Source organism: Actinoplanes campanulatus (assembly GCF_014647795.1).
Classification (GTDB): Bacteria; Actinomycetota; Actinomycetes; order Mycobacteriales; family Micromonosporaceae; genus Actinoplanes; species Actinoplanes campanulatus.
Map to the genome: position 1 here is coordinate 102,339 of NZ_BMPW01000014.1, position 14,243 is coordinate 116,581.

The 14,243-nt window shown below is 71.2% G+C and carries 14 protein-coding genes; 10 read left to right on the forward strand and 4 right to left on the reverse strand.

The features are described from left to right. Window positions 1–238 precede the first annotated feature (238 nt). The 5 genes from IEZ13_RS26055 (at window position 239) to IEZ13_RS26075 (ending at window position 4,337) form a co-directional block, all read left to right on the forward strand. The gene (locus tag IEZ13_RS26055) at window positions 239–868 is read left to right on the forward strand and encodes a DUF6230 family protein (protein ID WP_183223703.1); all 630 of its coding nucleotides are present in this window, start codon (window positions 239–241) and stop codon (window positions 866–868) included. 74 nt (window positions 869–942) lie between these two features. Next, complete coding sequence (locus IEZ13_RS26060; protein ID WP_183223705.1) at window positions 943–2,328, forward strand: DUF6114 domain-containing protein; 1,386 nt, start codon at window positions 943–945, stop codon at window positions 2,326–2,328. Window positions 2,329–2,376: 48 nt separating this feature from the next. Further along, window positions 2,377–2,646 carry a DUF2277 domain-containing protein gene (locus IEZ13_RS26065; protein ID WP_183223707.1) on the forward strand — a complete coding sequence of 90 codons (270 nt, stop codon included), beginning with the start codon at window positions 2,377–2,379 and terminating at the stop codon, window positions 2,644–2,646. A 130-nt stretch (window positions 2,647–2,776) separates the two neighbouring features. Next, the gene (locus IEZ13_RS46800; RefSeq protein WP_203834007.1) at window positions 2,777–3,754 is read left to right on the forward strand and encodes an AraC family transcriptional regulator; all 978 of its coding nucleotides are present in this window, start codon (window positions 2,777–2,779) and stop codon (window positions 3,752–3,754) included. A gap of 106 nt (window positions 3,755–3,860) precedes the next feature. Next, window positions 3,861–4,337: a GNAT family N-acetyltransferase gene (locus IEZ13_RS26075; protein ID WP_183223709.1), complete on the forward strand. Its 477-nt coding sequence runs from the start codon at window positions 3,861–3,863 to the stop codon at window positions 4,335–4,337. Here IEZ13_RS26075 and IEZ13_RS26080 read toward each other — a convergent pair. Continuing rightward, entirely contained in the window at window positions 4,327–5,532 is a 1,206-nt protein-coding gene (locus tag IEZ13_RS26080) for a cysteine desulfurase-like protein (RefSeq protein ID WP_183223711.1), read from the reverse strand. The two genes, IEZ13_RS26075 and IEZ13_RS26080, sit on opposite strands and share 11 nt — an antisense overlap. Window positions 5,533–5,542: 10 nt before the next feature. After that, on the reverse strand, window positions 5,543–5,971 hold the full coding sequence (locus tag IEZ13_RS26085) for an Lrp/AsnC family transcriptional regulator (RefSeq protein ID WP_183223713.1): 429 nt from the start codon (window positions 5,969–5,971) through the stop codon (window positions 5,543–5,545). 139 nt (window positions 5,972–6,110) lie between these two features. Here IEZ13_RS26085 and IEZ13_RS26090 point away from each other — a divergent pair, with 139 nt between their 5' ends. Genes IEZ13_RS26090 through IEZ13_RS26100 form a run of 3 tightly spaced genes read left to right on the forward strand, consistent with a single transcriptional unit; the run spans window position 6,111 to window position 9,486 of the window. After that, a complete protein-coding gene (locus IEZ13_RS26090) occupies window positions 6,111–7,199 on the forward strand; it encodes a thiamine pyrophosphate-dependent dehydrogenase E1 component subunit alpha (protein WP_183223715.1) in 1,089 nt (362 codons plus the stop codon). Continuing rightward, complete coding sequence (locus IEZ13_RS26095) at window positions 7,199–8,185, forward strand: alpha-ketoacid dehydrogenase subunit beta (protein ID WP_183223717.1); 987 nt, start codon at window positions 7,199–7,201, stop codon at window positions 8,183–8,185. The genes IEZ13_RS26090 and IEZ13_RS26095 overlap by 1 nt, the downstream gene beginning before the upstream one ends. Further along, window positions 8,182–9,486, forward strand: coding sequence for a dihydrolipoamide acetyltransferase family protein (locus IEZ13_RS26100; protein ID WP_183223719.1), 1,305 nt, complete (start codon window positions 8,182–8,184; stop codon window positions 9,484–9,486). The genes IEZ13_RS26095 and IEZ13_RS26100 overlap by 4 nt, the downstream gene beginning before the upstream one ends. 14 nt (window positions 9,487–9,500) lie before the next feature. On the opposite strand, the gene IEZ13_RS26105 is transcribed toward IEZ13_RS26100, so the two are convergent. Further along, the gene (locus IEZ13_RS26105) at window positions 9,501–10,859 is read right to left on the reverse strand and encodes a hypothetical protein (RefSeq protein ID WP_183223721.1); all 1,359 of its coding nucleotides are present in this window, start codon (window positions 10,857–10,859) and stop codon (window positions 9,501–9,503) included. A 263-nt stretch (window positions 10,860–11,122) separates the two neighbouring features. Here IEZ13_RS26105 and IEZ13_RS26110 point away from each other — a divergent pair, with 263 nt between their 5' ends. Both IEZ13_RS26110 and IEZ13_RS26115 read left to right on the forward strand, forming a co-directional pair. After that, complete coding sequence (locus tag IEZ13_RS26110) at window positions 11,123–13,195, forward strand: galactose oxidase-like domain-containing protein (RefSeq protein ID WP_183223723.1); 2,073 nt, start codon at window positions 11,123–11,125, stop codon at window positions 13,193–13,195. Between the two features lie 17 nt (window positions 13,196–13,212). Next, window positions 13,213–13,605 (forward strand): hypothetical protein, encoded by a 393-nt coding sequence (locus IEZ13_RS26115; protein ID WP_183223725.1) that lies wholly within the window; start codon window positions 13,213–13,215, stop codon window positions 13,603–13,605. Here the strand turns inward: IEZ13_RS26115 and IEZ13_RS26120 are convergent. Next, window positions 13,595–14,182: a dihydrofolate reductase family protein gene (locus IEZ13_RS26120; protein ID WP_183223727.1), complete on the reverse strand. Its 588-nt coding sequence runs from the start codon at window positions 14,180–14,182 to the stop codon at window positions 13,595–13,597. The two genes, IEZ13_RS26115 and IEZ13_RS26120, sit on opposite strands and share 11 nt — an antisense overlap. Between the last annotated feature and the right edge of the window lie 61 nt (window positions 14,183–14,243).

A 14,243-nucleotide genomic window follows, 5' to 3' on the forward strand; every position in this document is an offset into this window, starting at 1 on the left:
TGCGTACCCGGGGTAACGGGTAATTGCTCGGCCCCGATCCTAATGTCCGAAATTTCGGATAGCTCGGTGGCGGAGGTCACCGTCAGTCATGTTGATCAAGTGATCCGGGTTACTGACGAGTAAAGAAGGCCTCTTGTAGTCGCGGCCCGCGAGCGGCAGCATTTCGGGCACATTACGACCGCGACCATCGACGTGTCTCGCTACGAGTCGCCGGTCCACCATCGAAGAGGAGGTCCGCGTGGAGGAGGCGCAAGACGCGCCGGCGTACGGGCGCACCAACTGGCGCCGGTTCGCCGTAGCGGTGGGCGTGCCGACCGTTGTCGCCGGTGGCCTGGTGCTCGCCCTCGCCGAGGGAGCCCTGGCAGCGAACTTCACCGTGTCCGGCAAGCAGTTCAAGCTCACCGCCGACACGCTGGTCGGCACCGGCTTCACCCAGTACAGCGGCGAGTTGGACACCCAGGACCCGGACTACCCGGGCGGCAAGATCCCGGCGGCCATGTCCGGCATCAAGTCGGCCACGCTGGTCGGTCTCTGCCAGTCCGTCGCGGTCGGGCCGGTGACCCTGCGTATCGAGGCCGGTAACGATGAGAACAACCCGGTGAAGGCGGAGAACCTGCTGATCGGCATGTCCGAGCTCGGCGGGAACGCCACCTTCGAGGACATCCAGATCGGCCTGGACGCCTCCACCATGACCCGCGACGGCGCGGAGAGCCACGGCGCTCCGGGCTCCTTCGGGCAGCAGTCCCGGACCGTCACGATCGAGAACCTGCGGCAGAAGGCGTACTACACCTCCGCCTCCACGTTCGTCCTCAACGGCATGAGCCTCAAGCTGCACATCGGCGGCTCGCACGAGTGCTACCAGGACTGACCCGGTCTCACCGGGCTCGCGGAGCGCATCTCCGCGAGCCCGCCCGCTGCCGCGAACCCGAGGAAAGGACCGCCGTGCCGACGGAGAGCTTCTGGGACCGGTTCCGCCGGTGGCGGCGTGCCCGGCCGTTCTGGGGCGGGCTCGTGATGCTGCTGTCCGGGCTGGCGATGTTCGTCAGCGCCAACCTGGAGCTGGACAACATCAAGATCCACATCGGGCCTCAGGGGTTCTACTCGTACCTGCTGCCGGTGATCATGCTGACCTGCGGGGCGCTGGCCTGGTTCAGCCCGGCGCAGCGGCTGTTCTACGGGATCGTCGGGATCATCACGGCGCTGTACTCGTTCATCGGGCTGAACCTGGGCGGCTGGATCCTCGGCATGATGCTCGGGATCGTGGGCGGCGCCCTGGTGGTGGCGTGGGGACCGCCCCGCGCCGGGAGCGACAAGCGGCCCACCCAGAAGATGCCGCCGGTGCCGGTGGACCCGACCATCGTTCCCGGCATCGACCCGGAACCGGGGCACCACTCGCTGCACCGCAAGGCTCTGCTCATCATGGCGCCGCTGCTGGTGGCCGCCACCGTGGCGGTCGCCGGGAACCGGCCGGCCGAGGCGGCGGAGTGCCCGGCGGGCCTGCCGTCCCGTAAGGCGAGCGCCTCCCCCAGCGTGAGCCCGAGCCGGAGCGCCACGAAACCGACGGCCTCGCCGACCGTCGCGCCGTCGACGAGCACCGGCACGAGCGCCGGCCCGACGCCCACCCCGACCCCGACCCCGACGGAGACCAGCGATCACCCGATCCTGGACGGCATCAACGACTTCTGGGAGGGCGTCGGCGACCTGATCGGCATCGGCGGCAACGACGACGAGCAGGAGGCGGAGCCCACCCCGTCGGCCACACCCACGGCCTCCACCACCGCCGCGCCGGCCCCGGAGAAGACACCCACGAGGGCGCCCACGACGGCGACGCCCACCAGGGAGGCCACCGCCAAGCCGGAGGAGATCCCGTGCCTCGGCGCCCGGCAGGTCGGCCTGCTCGCCGAGGACGGCGACATTCCCCTCGCCGCCGCGAAACCCGGCGTGGTCAAGGCCGCCTCGGTGACCATGTACAACTCGTCGTACGACGGGGTCGCCGAGGTGCCCACCGCCAACGGCCCGGTCCGGTCGCTGAAGTTCACCATGGACAGGGTGGTGAACACCCCGTTCAGCCTCACCATCGACGAGCCGGGCGACGCCACCACGGTCATCGAGAGCGGCGAGCTGATCCTCGACGGTGACGTGGAGTTCTACAGCCCCACCTTCAAGGGCAAGCTGTTCGGGCTGATCCCGGTCACGTTCACCCCGGAGCAGCCGCCGCCGCTGACCCTGCCGGTGCTGTGGTTCACCGACGTGACGCTGGACCTGGCGTACGTGAAGTCGAACGCCCTCACCGCGGAGCCGCTCGACATCAACGAGAAGATCGGCTGACATGGCATAGATTCGGTGCACGACTGTCCCACGATTGGAGATCGCATCGTGTGCCGGAGCATCCATCAGCTGCACAATTTCGAGCCGCCCGCGACGCCGGACGAGATCCAGGCGGCCGCCCTCCAGTACGTCCGGAAGATCGCCGGGACGGCCCGGCCCTCGCAGGCCAACCAGGCGGTGTTCGACGAGGCCGTGGCAGCGGTGGCGGCGGCCACCGCGGAACTGCTGGCGAACCTGGTGACGAACGCGCCGCCGCGCAACCGGGAGGAGGAGGCGGTGAAGGCACGGGCCCGGGCGGAGAAGCGCTACGCCTCCTGACCGTCCGTACGGATGATCATGCCCGTTCGGCTCATTAATGGCCATTTCGGGCAAAACCGACGAACACCCTGAATAGCCTCGTCAGCGGACACGTGATCCGGTGCGTGACCAGGACAGACAGGGGGCAATCGTGGGCGAGGCACTGGCGACCATGCCGATCCGGCGGGCGGAGTTCCGGACGACCGACATCGCCGAGACCCATGAGATCCTCCGCCGTACGTATGTCGACCACCGCCCGCACATGAGCCGTCCCGGCGCCGACTTCCTGTTCCACTCGCGGACCGCGGCGGCCGGGGATCTCACCCTCGACCGGTTGCGCTACCGGGGCGCGGTGGAGTCGGCCTCCGACCCGTTCGACTCGGTCATCACGGTCGTCGTCTGCGACGGCCGGTACCGCGTCGACACCGGCGGCGGAGCCGTCCCGTTCGCGGCCGGGGACGCCTTCCTGGTACCGCTCGGGACACCGTTCCAGGTCGCCTGGCAGGGCATCGACCTGCAGAACGTCCGATTCCCCCTGGAGACCGCGGCCCGGGCGGCGAGCCGACTCGGAGTGGACACGGTGGACTTTCGATTCGACGCCCCGGCGCCGGTGTCGCCACGGATGCGGCAGCACTGGATCGCCACGGTCAAGTACGTGACCGGGACCTTCGCCGGCCCGGAACCCGCCGCGGCGCATCCGCTGGTGCACGCGGCGCTCCTCGACCTGGTGGGCGCCACCGCGGTGGCGGTGTTCCCGAACACCACGATGACGACGGACTACACCCCCGGTCCGGGGCGGGTGCCGCCGGCCGCGGTCCGCCGGGCGATGGCGTACATCGACGCGCACGCCGGCGAGCCGATCACCATCGAGGACATCGCCGGGGTCGCCAACCTCGGCGTACGGGGTCTCCAGGCCGCCTTCGCCCGGCACGGCGACACCACCCCGACCGGCTATCTGCGCCTGGCCCGCCTGCACGGCGCGCACCGCGACCTGCGCGACGGCGACCCGGCCCGCGGCGACACGGTCGGCGCGATCGCCCGCCGGTGGGGGTTCGCCGCGCAGGGCCGGTTCGCCGTCGAGTACCGCAAGCTGTTCGGCCGCTCCCCCAGCCACACGCTGCGCACCTGACCGGGCGCGTCCCGGTGAGCGGTACGGAGGTGGGCCGTCCGCCGGCGGCGGGTGCGCCGCTCGGCATGATCCGGGCGAGGTTTCGCGCGGACGAGAGGACCACGACATGACCACGAATGCCGCTGCCCGCATCACGGTGCGCCGGGCCACGGTGGAGGATCTTCCGGAGGCGGCGGTCCTGTTCGGCGACTACCTCGAGTTCTACGGCAGGCCCGCCGGCCCGGAGAAGGTGCTGGCGTTCCTGCGGGAGCGGCACGAGCGCGGCGAGTCGGTGCTGCTGCTGGCCCGCGACGGGAACGGCGAGCCGGCCGGGTTCACGCACCTCTACCCGACGTTCTCCTCGCTGTCGATGGCTCCGGTGTGGACGCTCAACGACCTGTTCGTGGCCCCCACCGCCCGGCGCACCGGCGCCGGGCGGGCGCTGGTGCGGGCCTGCGTGGCCGAGGCCGGGAAGGCCGGGGCGATCGGTGTGCAGCTCCAGACGGCGCCGGACAACCACACCGCGCAGGCGCTCTACCGGGCCGAGGGCTTCGTGCCGGACGAGTTCACCGCCTACTGGCTGTCGCTGCCGGTCAGCGACTGAGCCAGGCGGTCAGCCCGTCGAGGAGCCGGTCCACCTCGCCGGCGGTGTTGTAGGCCGCCAGCCCCACCCGCAGCGCGGGCGCCGTCAGTTTCAGCGCCGCGAACGGCTCGTGCGCGTAGAACGACCCGGCGGGCGCCAGCACGTCCCGCCCGGCGAGGAAGGTCTGCGCCTCCCGGGCGTCGCGCCCGCCGAAATCCATCAACAGCGTCGGCGTACGATCACCGGCTCGGGAATGGAGGGTGACCAGGTCGCCGAGCCCGCGCAGACCCGCCTCCACGCGCCCCCGCAGGGCCGTCTCGTGCTCGTGCACCGAGCGCAGCGAGTGCGCGAGCCGCTCCCGGCGACCGGCCGCCGGACCCGGGTCGATCGCGGCCAGGAAGTCGACGGCCGCGGTGGCGCCGGCGAGCATCTCGTAGGGCAGGGTGCCGAACTCGAACCGCTCCGGCACCGTGTCCGGCGACGGCACCAGCTTGTCCGGCCGCAGCGTCGCCAACAGCGCCGGATCGGCGGCGAGCACCCCGCAGTGCGGGCCGAGGAACTTGTACGGCGAGCACACGAACATGTCCGCCCCGAGCGCCGCCACGTCCACCAGGTGATGGGCCGCGTAGTGCACCCCGTCCGCGTAGACCAGCGCGCCCGCGTCGTGGGCGAGGTCGGCGATCCGGCGCAGTGGCGGCACGGTGCCCAGCACGTTCGACGCGGCGGTCACCGCCACCAGCCGGGTCCGCGAGGACAGCGCCCGCTCGTAGGAACCGAGATCCAGCTCGGTGGTCTCCGGGTCGATGCCGATCCAGCGGACCGTCACCCCGGACCGCTCGGCCGCCTGGATCCACGGGCGCACGTTGCTGTCGTGATCCAGGCGGCTGACCACGATCTCGTCACCCGGCCGCCACGTCTTGGCCAGGTGCCGGGAGAAGTCGTAGGTGAGCTGCGTGGCGCTGCGCCCGTGCACCACGCCGGTCGCGGGCACGCCGAGCAGGTCGGCGTAGGCGGCCCGGAACTCGGCGACCGCCCGCTCGGCGTTCAGCTCGGACACGCTGACCGTGCCCCGGTTGGACAGCGGCCCGGTCAGCGTGGCGGTGATAGCGTCGGCGACCGGCCGGGGCGTCTGCGTCCCGCCCGGCCCGTCGAAGAAGGCGAGCCCGCCCGCCAGCGACGGGAAATGGGCACGCAGGGCGGTCACGTCGATGCTCATCAGCGGGTCCTCACGGGGTGGTCTCCTCGAAGAGCAGCAGCGTACGGGTACTGACGACACCGGGCATGCCCTGGATCTCGTCGAGCACCAGATGCCGCAGCTCGGTGTTGTCGGCGACCCGGACCAGCAGGATCACGTCGAAGTCGCCGCCGACCAGCCCGATGTGCACCACCCCGGGCAGCACCCGCAGCCGGGCCAGGATCTCCCGCCAGTTGGCCTGCCGCAGGTTGAGCGTCACGTAGGCGGCCGTGGTGAGCCCGGCCGCGACCGGGTCGACGTCGGCGTGGAAGCCGCGGATCACCCCGTCCTGCCGCAGGCGGGCCACCCGGGCGTACGCGTTCGCCCGGGAGATGTGCAGTGCCTCGGCGAGTGTCCGCATCGACATCCGGCCATCCTTCGCCAGCTCGGTGAGGATCCGCCGGTCGGTGTCGTCGAGCATCTGGCCACCTGTCTCGCCGGACGGGCCTGACGGCCCTCACCACTGGACGTTCGGCCCCCGATGACGGCCTCGGACGAAACAATATCTCGCATTCGCGCCACCAATGGTGTTCGATTGGCAACCTGCACAGAATCCGTCCATGACACGTGACGCAGCTCTCCTGCTGCCGTCCACGGAGCCGGTGACGCTCATCGACCCGGACGGCAACCCCGTTCACGTCGGCCAGGACATGCCCGACCCGCAGGCACTGGTCCACGCGTACGCCGCACTGATCTCCGCGCGGCGCTTCAACGATCAGGCGAACGCCCTGGTCCGGCAGGGCCGCTTGGCGGTCTACCCCTCGTCGCACGGGCAGGAGGCCTGCCAGGTCGCCTGCGTACAGGTCCTCGACCCGGGCGACTGGCTGTTTCCCACCTACCGCGACTCGGCGGCCATCGTGGCCCGCGGCGTCGACCCGGTGCAGGCGCTCACCCTGCTGCGCGGCGACTGGCACAGCGGCTACGACCCGCTCACGACGAGGGTCGCGCCGCAGGCCACACCGCTGGCCACCCATCTGCTGCACGCGGTCGGGGTGGCGCACGCGGCCCGGCTGCGCGGCGAGCCGACCGTCGTGATGGCGGTCTGCGGCGACGGCGCCACCAGCGAGGGCGACTTCCACGAGGCGCTCAACTTCGCCGCCGTCTTCCGTACCCCCGTGGTGTTCTTCATCCAGAACAACGAATACGCGATCTCCGTGCCACTGGCCCGGCAGACCGCGGCGCCCTCCCTCGCGCACAAGGGCATCGGGTACGGCGTGCCCGGCGCCCGCGTCGACGGCAACGACGTGGCCGCGCTGCTCAGCGTGCTCGGCGCGGCCGTGGACCGGGCCCGTGCCGGCGAGGGCCCGCAGCTGGTGGAGGCGCACACCTACCGGGTGCAGCCGCACACCAACGCCGACGACCCGGGCCGCTACCGCTCCGCCGACGAGGTCACCCCCTGGCTGGCCCGCGACCCGATCACCCGGGTGGAGACCTATCTGCGGGGCCGCGGCCTTCTCGACGACGAGAAGATCGCGGGGTACGGGGTGAGCGCCGAGAAACTGGCCGAGAACATGCGTGCCGGGCTCGGTGAGGACACCGTCGCCGACTACCGGGACCTGTTCGCCCACGTCTACGCCGAACCCACCCCGCAGCTGCGCGAACAGCAGGCCCTCGTCGCCGACGAACTGTCCCGTGAGGAGGCCCGCTGATGGCCGCCGAGAAGCTCACCATGGCGAACGCGCTCAACCGGGCGCTGCGCGACGCCATGCGCGCCGACGACACGGTGCTCATGTTCGGCGAGGACGTCGGCCCGCTCGGCGGCGTCTTCCGGATCACCGACGGGCTGACCGCCGAGTTCGGGGAACAGCGCTGCTTCGACACCCCGCTCGCCGAGTCCGGGATCCTCGGCATGGCGATCGGGATGGCCATGAACGGGATGCGGCCGGTCGTCGAGATGCAGTTCGACGCGTTCGCCTACCCGGCGTTCGAGCAGCTCGTGAGCCACGCCGCGAAGATGCGCAACCGGACCCGGGGGCGGGTCGGGGTGCCGCTGGTCATCCGGGTGCCGTATGCCGGTGGCATCGGCGGTGTGGAACACCACTGTGACTCCTCCGAGGCGTACTACGCGCACACGCCGGGGCTGCACGTGGTCGCCCCCTCCGACCCGGCGGACGCCTACGGGCTGCTCCGCAGGGCCATCGAGTCGCCCGACCCGGTGATCTTCCTGGAGCCGAAGAAGCTGTACTTCTCCCGCTCCGAGGCCGACCTCACGCTCCCGGTGCCGCCGATCGGTAAGGCCGTGGTGCGCCGGCCCGGCACCGACGCCACCCTGATCGCGTACGGGCCGGCCGTCCCGGTCGCCCTCGAAGCCGCCGAGGCGGCCGCCCAGGAGGGCCGCAGCCTCCAGGTCGTCGACCTGCGCTCGATCGTGCCGTTCGACGACGAGACCGTGTGCGCGGCCGTCCGGTCCACCGGCCGGGCCGTCGTGGTCGCCGAGGCGGCCGGATTCGCCAGCGTGTCGTCCGAGGTGGTGGCGCGGGTGACCGAACGCTGCTTCCACTCGCTGCACGCCCCGATCCGGCGGGTCACCGGCTTCGACATCCCCTATCCCCCGCCGAAGCTGGAACACGTCCACCTGCCGTCGGTCGACCGCATCCTCGACACCGTCGACGACCTCCAGTGGGAGGACGCGTGAGCGCCCGGACGTTCCTTCTGCCCGACCTCGGCGAGGGCCTCACCGAGGCGGAGATCGTGCGCTGGCTGGTCGACGAGGGTGACGTGATCACCGTGGACCAGCCGGTGGCCGAGGTGGAGACCGCCAAGGCGGTGATCGAGGTGCCGTCGCCGCACGCCGGGAAGGTGACCACCAGGCACGCGGCCGAGGGGACCACCCTCGACGTGGGCGCGCCGCTGATCACGGTGGCCGCCCCGGACGCCGCCGACACCTACCGCGAGGAGGAGCGCGCCGGCTCCGGCAACGTCCTCATCGGCTACGGAACCTCACCGAGCGCGGCCTCGGGCAGACGGCGTCGCCCCCGCGGCCGCGACACCGCTGTCGCCCCCGCGCCGACCAGCCGCCCGGCCACCGTTCCCGCGCCGCCGAGCCGTCCGGCCGCCGTGCCGGTTCAGCCGGCACCGCCGAAGCGTCCGGCGGCCGCGCCTCTGGTGCTGTCACCGCTGGTCCGGCGCCTCGCCCGGGAGAACGGCGTCGACCTGTCCGTGCTGCACGGCACCGGACCGGGTGGCGTGATCACCCGCCGGGACGTGGAATCGGCCACCCGGACGCCCGAACCGGCGACACCGGCGGCCGGGGAGCGCCGGGTTCCGCTGAGCGGATTCCGCAAGGCGGTGTCGGCGGTCCTCACCCGCAGCCGCGCCGAGATCCCCGAGGCGACCGTGTGGGTGGACGTCGACGCCACCGCCCTCTGGGAGCTGCGCGAACGCACCCGCGGCGACGCCGGCTCCCCCGGGCTGATGTCCTACGTGGCCCGGTTCGTGGTGGCCGGGCTGCGCGAGTACCCGGTGTTCAACGCCCGGCTCGACACCGAACGCCAGGAGATCGTCGAGCTGCCGGACGTCAACCTGGGCCTGGCCGTGCAGACCGACCGTGGCCTGGTGGTCCCGGCCGTGATGGGCGCGCAGACGATGACGACCACCGGGCTGGACGCGGCGATCCGGGACGTGACGGCCCGGGCCCGCCGCGGCGAGTCCACCCCGGCCGAGCTGACGGCGGGCACCTTCACGCTGAACAACTACGGCGCCTTCCGGGTCGACGGCAGCGCGGCGATCATCAACCATCCGCAGGTGGCCATGCTCGGTCTGGGCCGCGTCATCGATCGCCCGTGGGTGGTTTCGGGCGCTCTGGCCGTACGAAAGATCGCGCAGTTGTCCTTCGTCTTCGATCATCGGGTGTGTGACGGGGGCGCGGCCGCCGGTTTCATCCGGTCGGTGGCCGACGCCATCGAGGATCCGCCGTCCGCGCTGGCCCGTCTGTGACCCGGCGCTCCCGCTCAGGAGGGTGGGAGCGCCGGCCAGGGGGTGCCGGTTTCGGCGTCCCAGCGGCGGATGGTCACACCGTCCGCGGAGTAGAGCTGGGGGCGGCCGTCGATGATCAGGGAGGTGACGTCGAACAGCATGCGGCGGTGGCCGGAGAGCGGCGGGCCGGCCTCTTCGCCGGTCACCGCGTCGAAGCGGTGCAGCTGGCGGAAGCCGGTCACGGCCAGGTAGGGGTGTTCGCCGACCCGGTAGGCGCAGTGTCCGAACGCGTAACCGGCGCTGATCGGCGGGCCGACCGCTTCGCCGGTCTGCTCGTCCAGCCGGTGCAGTTCGTGGTCCGCGGTCCGCACGACATGAACCCGGCCGCCGACCTCGTAACGGACCGGTGAGGTGGGGAACGGTTCGAGGGCCGGGACGCCGGACGGCGCGCCGGTGCGGGCATCGAAACGCGCGACCACACCGTCGGCGTATCCGATGAGGACCTCGCCGTCGCGCGCGGCGGCCTGCCGGGGCCGCCACGCCGACGGGCGCAGCCGCAGGCCGGGCCGGCGCAGGGCGAATCCACGCCAGCCGTCGCCGTTCAAGCGCCACAGGCGTGGGTTGCGGCCGCGCACGTCTATGGTGAGCACGCCCGGGCCGTCACCGTCCACGAACGGCGTCGCCGACGACACCCTCGACGGGAAGTCCCAGTTCGGGTCGTGGGTGCTGGTGGGGTACGGACGGGTCTCCGCCGGACCGGAATAGGTGAACGTGTGGACCGGCGTGCCGTCGCGCGGGTCGCGGAAGCAGAGTCCCGTCTTCTCTCGGGTGATCAGCAGGCCACCGGCCACGGTGAGCCGGCCGGTGGGGCTGTGCGCGAGCGGCCGGGCGACGCCGCGCCAGCGGGGCTCGTAGGCGCCGCCCGAATAGGTGCCGTCGTCGATGCCGTCCAGCAGCGCGGGTATCGGGAGGAGCCCCTGACGGCCGAGCCGGTGCGCCTCCAGGAGCCGAGGGCGGATCACCTCCACCTCGGCGCGCAGCGCGTCGACCAGCGCGTCGAGTTCGCCGTCGGTCATGGTGGGCCGGTCGATCGCCTGGTCGATGATGGACTCGATCACCTCCAGCGCGGCGGTGCAGCCGATCCCGTCCGGGTCGGCCGCGATCCCGGCCAGGAACCGCATCGCGTGCAGGGACTCCGGCCGGAAACCGATGGGGTGGTGGTAGGACTCCGCGTACCAGTAGTCGTTGTCGTGATCCTCCAGGGCCTCGAAGACCCGGTCGCCGTTGGCGCCCTCCTCGGCCAGTTCCCGGAGCGCGGCGACCACCTCGGCCCCGCCCTCCGGGCCGAACAGTTCCCGCCACGGCACGTCGTCGAGGCCGTCGTCCCAGCTCATTTCCCTCGGCCCCTCCCGCTCCGGACGTCGCGGGACAGGGTACGGCGTCCACGATCAGACGATGGAGAGACGGTAACAAATATTGAAGGTCGCCTTAGTCAGCGTTATGGTGACCGAACTGGACGGCGCGATAGAAATGATCACGGGGGAATTGCCGTTCCCATGGAAACACCACGGCACCGGCATGATCTAAATGGACCGGTGGCCGACCGATAACGATTCCCGGCGCGCTGTCGAGAAGACCTGCCGAAAGGACAGTTCTCATGGATCCGCGCCGCGTCGTCACCGTCTTCTGTCTTTTAGCCGCGACATTCGCCGTCAGCCTGGAATCCCCATCCGCGTCCGGCGCGACCGCGCACGATCATCAGGCGCACGGGCACGCCGAGGACGATCAGCAGCACCGGGAGCAGGACCTGGTCGGCACCCCGATGCGGGTCATCGAGCAGCGGACCGCGGAGAACGCCGACCGCATCCACCGCGAGACCGGCCGCCGGCCAGGCACCGCGCAGAGCCGGGCGGCCGTCGCCGACCCGGGCGCCGCCGGGTCGTGGAGCCCGGTCGTGGACACGCCGGTGGTGCCGGTCTTCACGGCCGTGCTGCCCAACGGCAAGGTGCTGATCTGGGACTCGGTCGGCGACAACCCCACCGAGAGCTATCCGGATCACGATTTCACGCGGGCCATGGTGTTCAACCCGGCCGACGACACGTTCAAACGCGTCGACCTCCAGGGCAGCAACATCTTCTGCGCCGGGTTCGCGCACCTGGCCAACGGCAACATCCTGGTCGCCGGCGGGAACGCCAACGCGCAGCTCGCCGGGACGGTGCGCACCTACGTGTTCAACTGGCAGACCGAGACGTGGACCCGCGGCAACGACATGGCCGCGGCCCGCTGGTATCCGTCGGTGGCCGAGACGGCGAACGGCGAAGAGGTCATCATCGGCGGCGGGCCGGCGACGGCCGAGGTCTATCAGACCGACGGCGCCATTCGGAAACTGACCAATTTCACCAAGTACAGTGCGCGGGTCTATCCGTTCATGGGGTCGCGGCCGGACACCCAGATCGCGTTCTTCGGGCCCAACACGACCGGATACACGATCACCACCTCCGGCGACGGAGTGATCACCGGAACCGCCACCCGGGATGCGATCAATCGTGATTACGGGAGCTTCTCCCCGTACGATATCGGTCTTTCTTTGATCGTCGGTGGCGGCAATGTCACCGAGGACGGCGTGGCGAAGGTGCCCACCCGCACCGCGGTCGTGCTGAACGCCAACAACGGCGCCAATCCGACGGTCACCGCGACCGGCGCGATGACGGCCGGCCGGCGTCAGCTCAACGCCACCGTCCTGGCCGACGGTTCGGTGCTGGCGACCGGCGGCATGACCAGCACCGCCGTCAACGGCCTGGTCGACCTGGACCACGCGGTGACGACGGCCGAACGCTGGGATCCGGCGACCGGACAGTGGACGGTGCTGGCCGGTGCCAGCCGGATCCGCCAGTACCACTCGACGGCGGCGCTGCTGCCCGACGGGCGGGTGCTGACCGGCGGCGGCGGGATCTGCGCGGTCTGCCTGACGGTGGGCTACCTGGAGAAGAACATCGAGTACTTCACCCCGCCGTACCTCTACCGGAAGGACGGCAGCGGCGAGCTCGCCGACCGGCCGGTGATCAGCGCCGCGCCGGCCGGCGTCAGCGTGAACGGCGTCTTCACCGTCACCAGCCCGCAGGCGGCCGGCGTCCGCAAGGTCGCCCTGGTCGGCCTGGCCGACGTCACCCACGGCGTCGACCAGGGCCAGCGTTACGTGCCGCTCAAGTTCACCACCTCCGGTACGACACTGACCGTCACCGGCCCACCGACCGGCGGCGTCGCCCCGCCCGGCTACTACATGCTCTTCCTCGTCGACGCCGACGGCGTCCCGTCCGTCGCGAAGATCGTCCAGGTGGCGAAGGGCCCGAACCCGCTGATGAGCCCGTTCCGGAACAGCACCGGCCGCTGCCTGGACGTGCCCGGCTCGGCGATCGCGGCCCGCACCTACCTCCAGGCCTACACCTGCAACAACACCAAGGCGCAGGCGCTGACCAGGATCAGCGACTGGACGTGGCGGATGCTCGGCAACTGCCTGGACGTGCCGAACAGCAACTTCGCGTCCGGCCAGCGGATCTGGATGTTCACCTGCAACAACACGGGCGCCCAGAAGTGGCGGTCCAACGCCGACGGCACGATCCGCCCGCTCAGCAACACGAACCTGTGCCTGGCCGCCGCCTCCACCGCCAACAACGCCCAGATCAACATCACCACCTGTACGGGCGCCGCGCTCCAGAAGTGGACCTGGTGACGATCCAGGTGGGATGGATGCCGGATCCCGAGCGTCAGCAGTATCTCCGGAACCGTCTGCGTGCGGTCATGAACGGCCAGGCCTCCGCGTCACCGGACGAGATCATCGATCTGTCGGCCGGCCTGGCCGTCACCCTGCCGGCGCTCGACCTCCTCCCGCTGCTCGGGTGGCATGGCGTCGAGCAGCGGGACCAGCTGTACATGCTGCGAACCCTCGGTCCGGAGCTGGGGCGGGACGCCGCGGCCTGCGCGCTCGCCGTGAACGAGCCCGGGTTGGCGCCGGCACATCTCGAGCGGGCGCGTGGCGTCGTCTGGGCACGCCTGCTCGATACCCGTACCGACCTGACCGAACTGCGCAAGGCGGCGCCCGGGTCGGCCGCGCGGCTGGAGCGGTGCCGGGTCAGGCGGTGATCGGGTCGCCGAGGGTGTAGCGGAGCAGGACGGCTCCGCGGGCGGACGTGATCGGCGGCTCGGCCAGAGTCAGCGAGGTGGGGACGGCGCCGCCGTCGAAGACCTTCTTGCCGACGCCCAGGACGAGCGGGTAGACCCACAGGTTGAGGCGGTCGAAGAGGCGTTCGCGCAGCAGGGTCTGCACCAGGTTGAGGCTGCCGATCACGTGCACCTCGTCGTGCTTGTCGCGCAGCTCGCGGACGGCGGCGGGCAGGTCCGGGCCGAGCTGGGAGGAGCCGGCCCAGTCGAGGGTCGGGCTGCCGTGCGAGGCGACGTACTTCGGGATGCTGTTGAACCGCTCGGCGATGACGTCGTCCTGGTGCGGCCAGTACCCGGCGAAGATGTCGTAGGTGCGGCGGCCCAGCAGCAGGGCGTCCGTGGCCCGGATTCCGGCGATCACGTGCTCCCCGACGATCTCGTCGGGTTCTGAGAACTGCCATCCCCCGTACGGAAAGCCGTCGGGGTCCTCGTCGCGCCCACCCGGCGCCTGGCCGACCAGATCGAGGGTCGTGAAGAGGTCGATGTGGATCGTGCCCATGGGTCTTCTCCCTGCTTTTCGGGGTCGTCGTCATAGAAGACCGCACTCCGGCCCGGAATTC

What these genes read in the sequence shown, in the direction of transcription:
- IEZ13_RS26085 (WP_183223713.1), bottom strand. Translation starts at nt 5,971, where the DNA reads ATGCTCGACGACACCGACCGGCGGATCCTCACCGAGCTGGCGAAGGAT.
- IEZ13_RS26120 (WP_183223727.1), bottom strand. Translation starts at nt 14,182, where the DNA reads ATGGGCACGATCCACATCGACCTCTTCACGACCCTCGATCTGGTCGGC.
- IEZ13_RS26080 (WP_183223711.1), bottom strand. Translation starts at nt 5,532, where the DNA reads ATGAGCATCGACGTGACCGCCCTGCGTGCCCATTTCCCGTCGCTGGCG.
- IEZ13_RS26095 (WP_183223717.1), top strand. Translation starts at nt 7,199, where the DNA reads ATGGCCGCCGAGAAGCTCACCATGGCGAACGCGCTCAACCGGGCGCTG.
- IEZ13_RS26115 (WP_183223725.1), top strand. Translation starts at nt 13,213, where the DNA reads ATGCCGGATCCCGAGCGTCAGCAGTATCTCCGGAACCGTCTGCGTGCG.
- IEZ13_RS26090 (WP_183223715.1), top strand. Translation starts at nt 6,111, where the DNA reads ATGACACGTGACGCAGCTCTCCTGCTGCCGTCCACGGAGCCGGTGACG.
- IEZ13_RS26075 (WP_183223709.1), top strand. Translation starts at nt 3,861, where the DNA reads ATGACCACGAATGCCGCTGCCCGCATCACGGTGCGCCGGGCCACGGTG.
- IEZ13_RS26105 (WP_183223721.1), bottom strand. Translation starts at nt 10,859, where the DNA reads ATGAGCTGGGACGACGGCCTCGACGACGTGCCGTGGCGGGAACTGTTC.
- IEZ13_RS26110 (WP_183223723.1), top strand. Translation starts at nt 11,123, where the DNA reads ATGGATCCGCGCCGCGTCGTCACCGTCTTCTGTCTTTTAGCCGCGACA.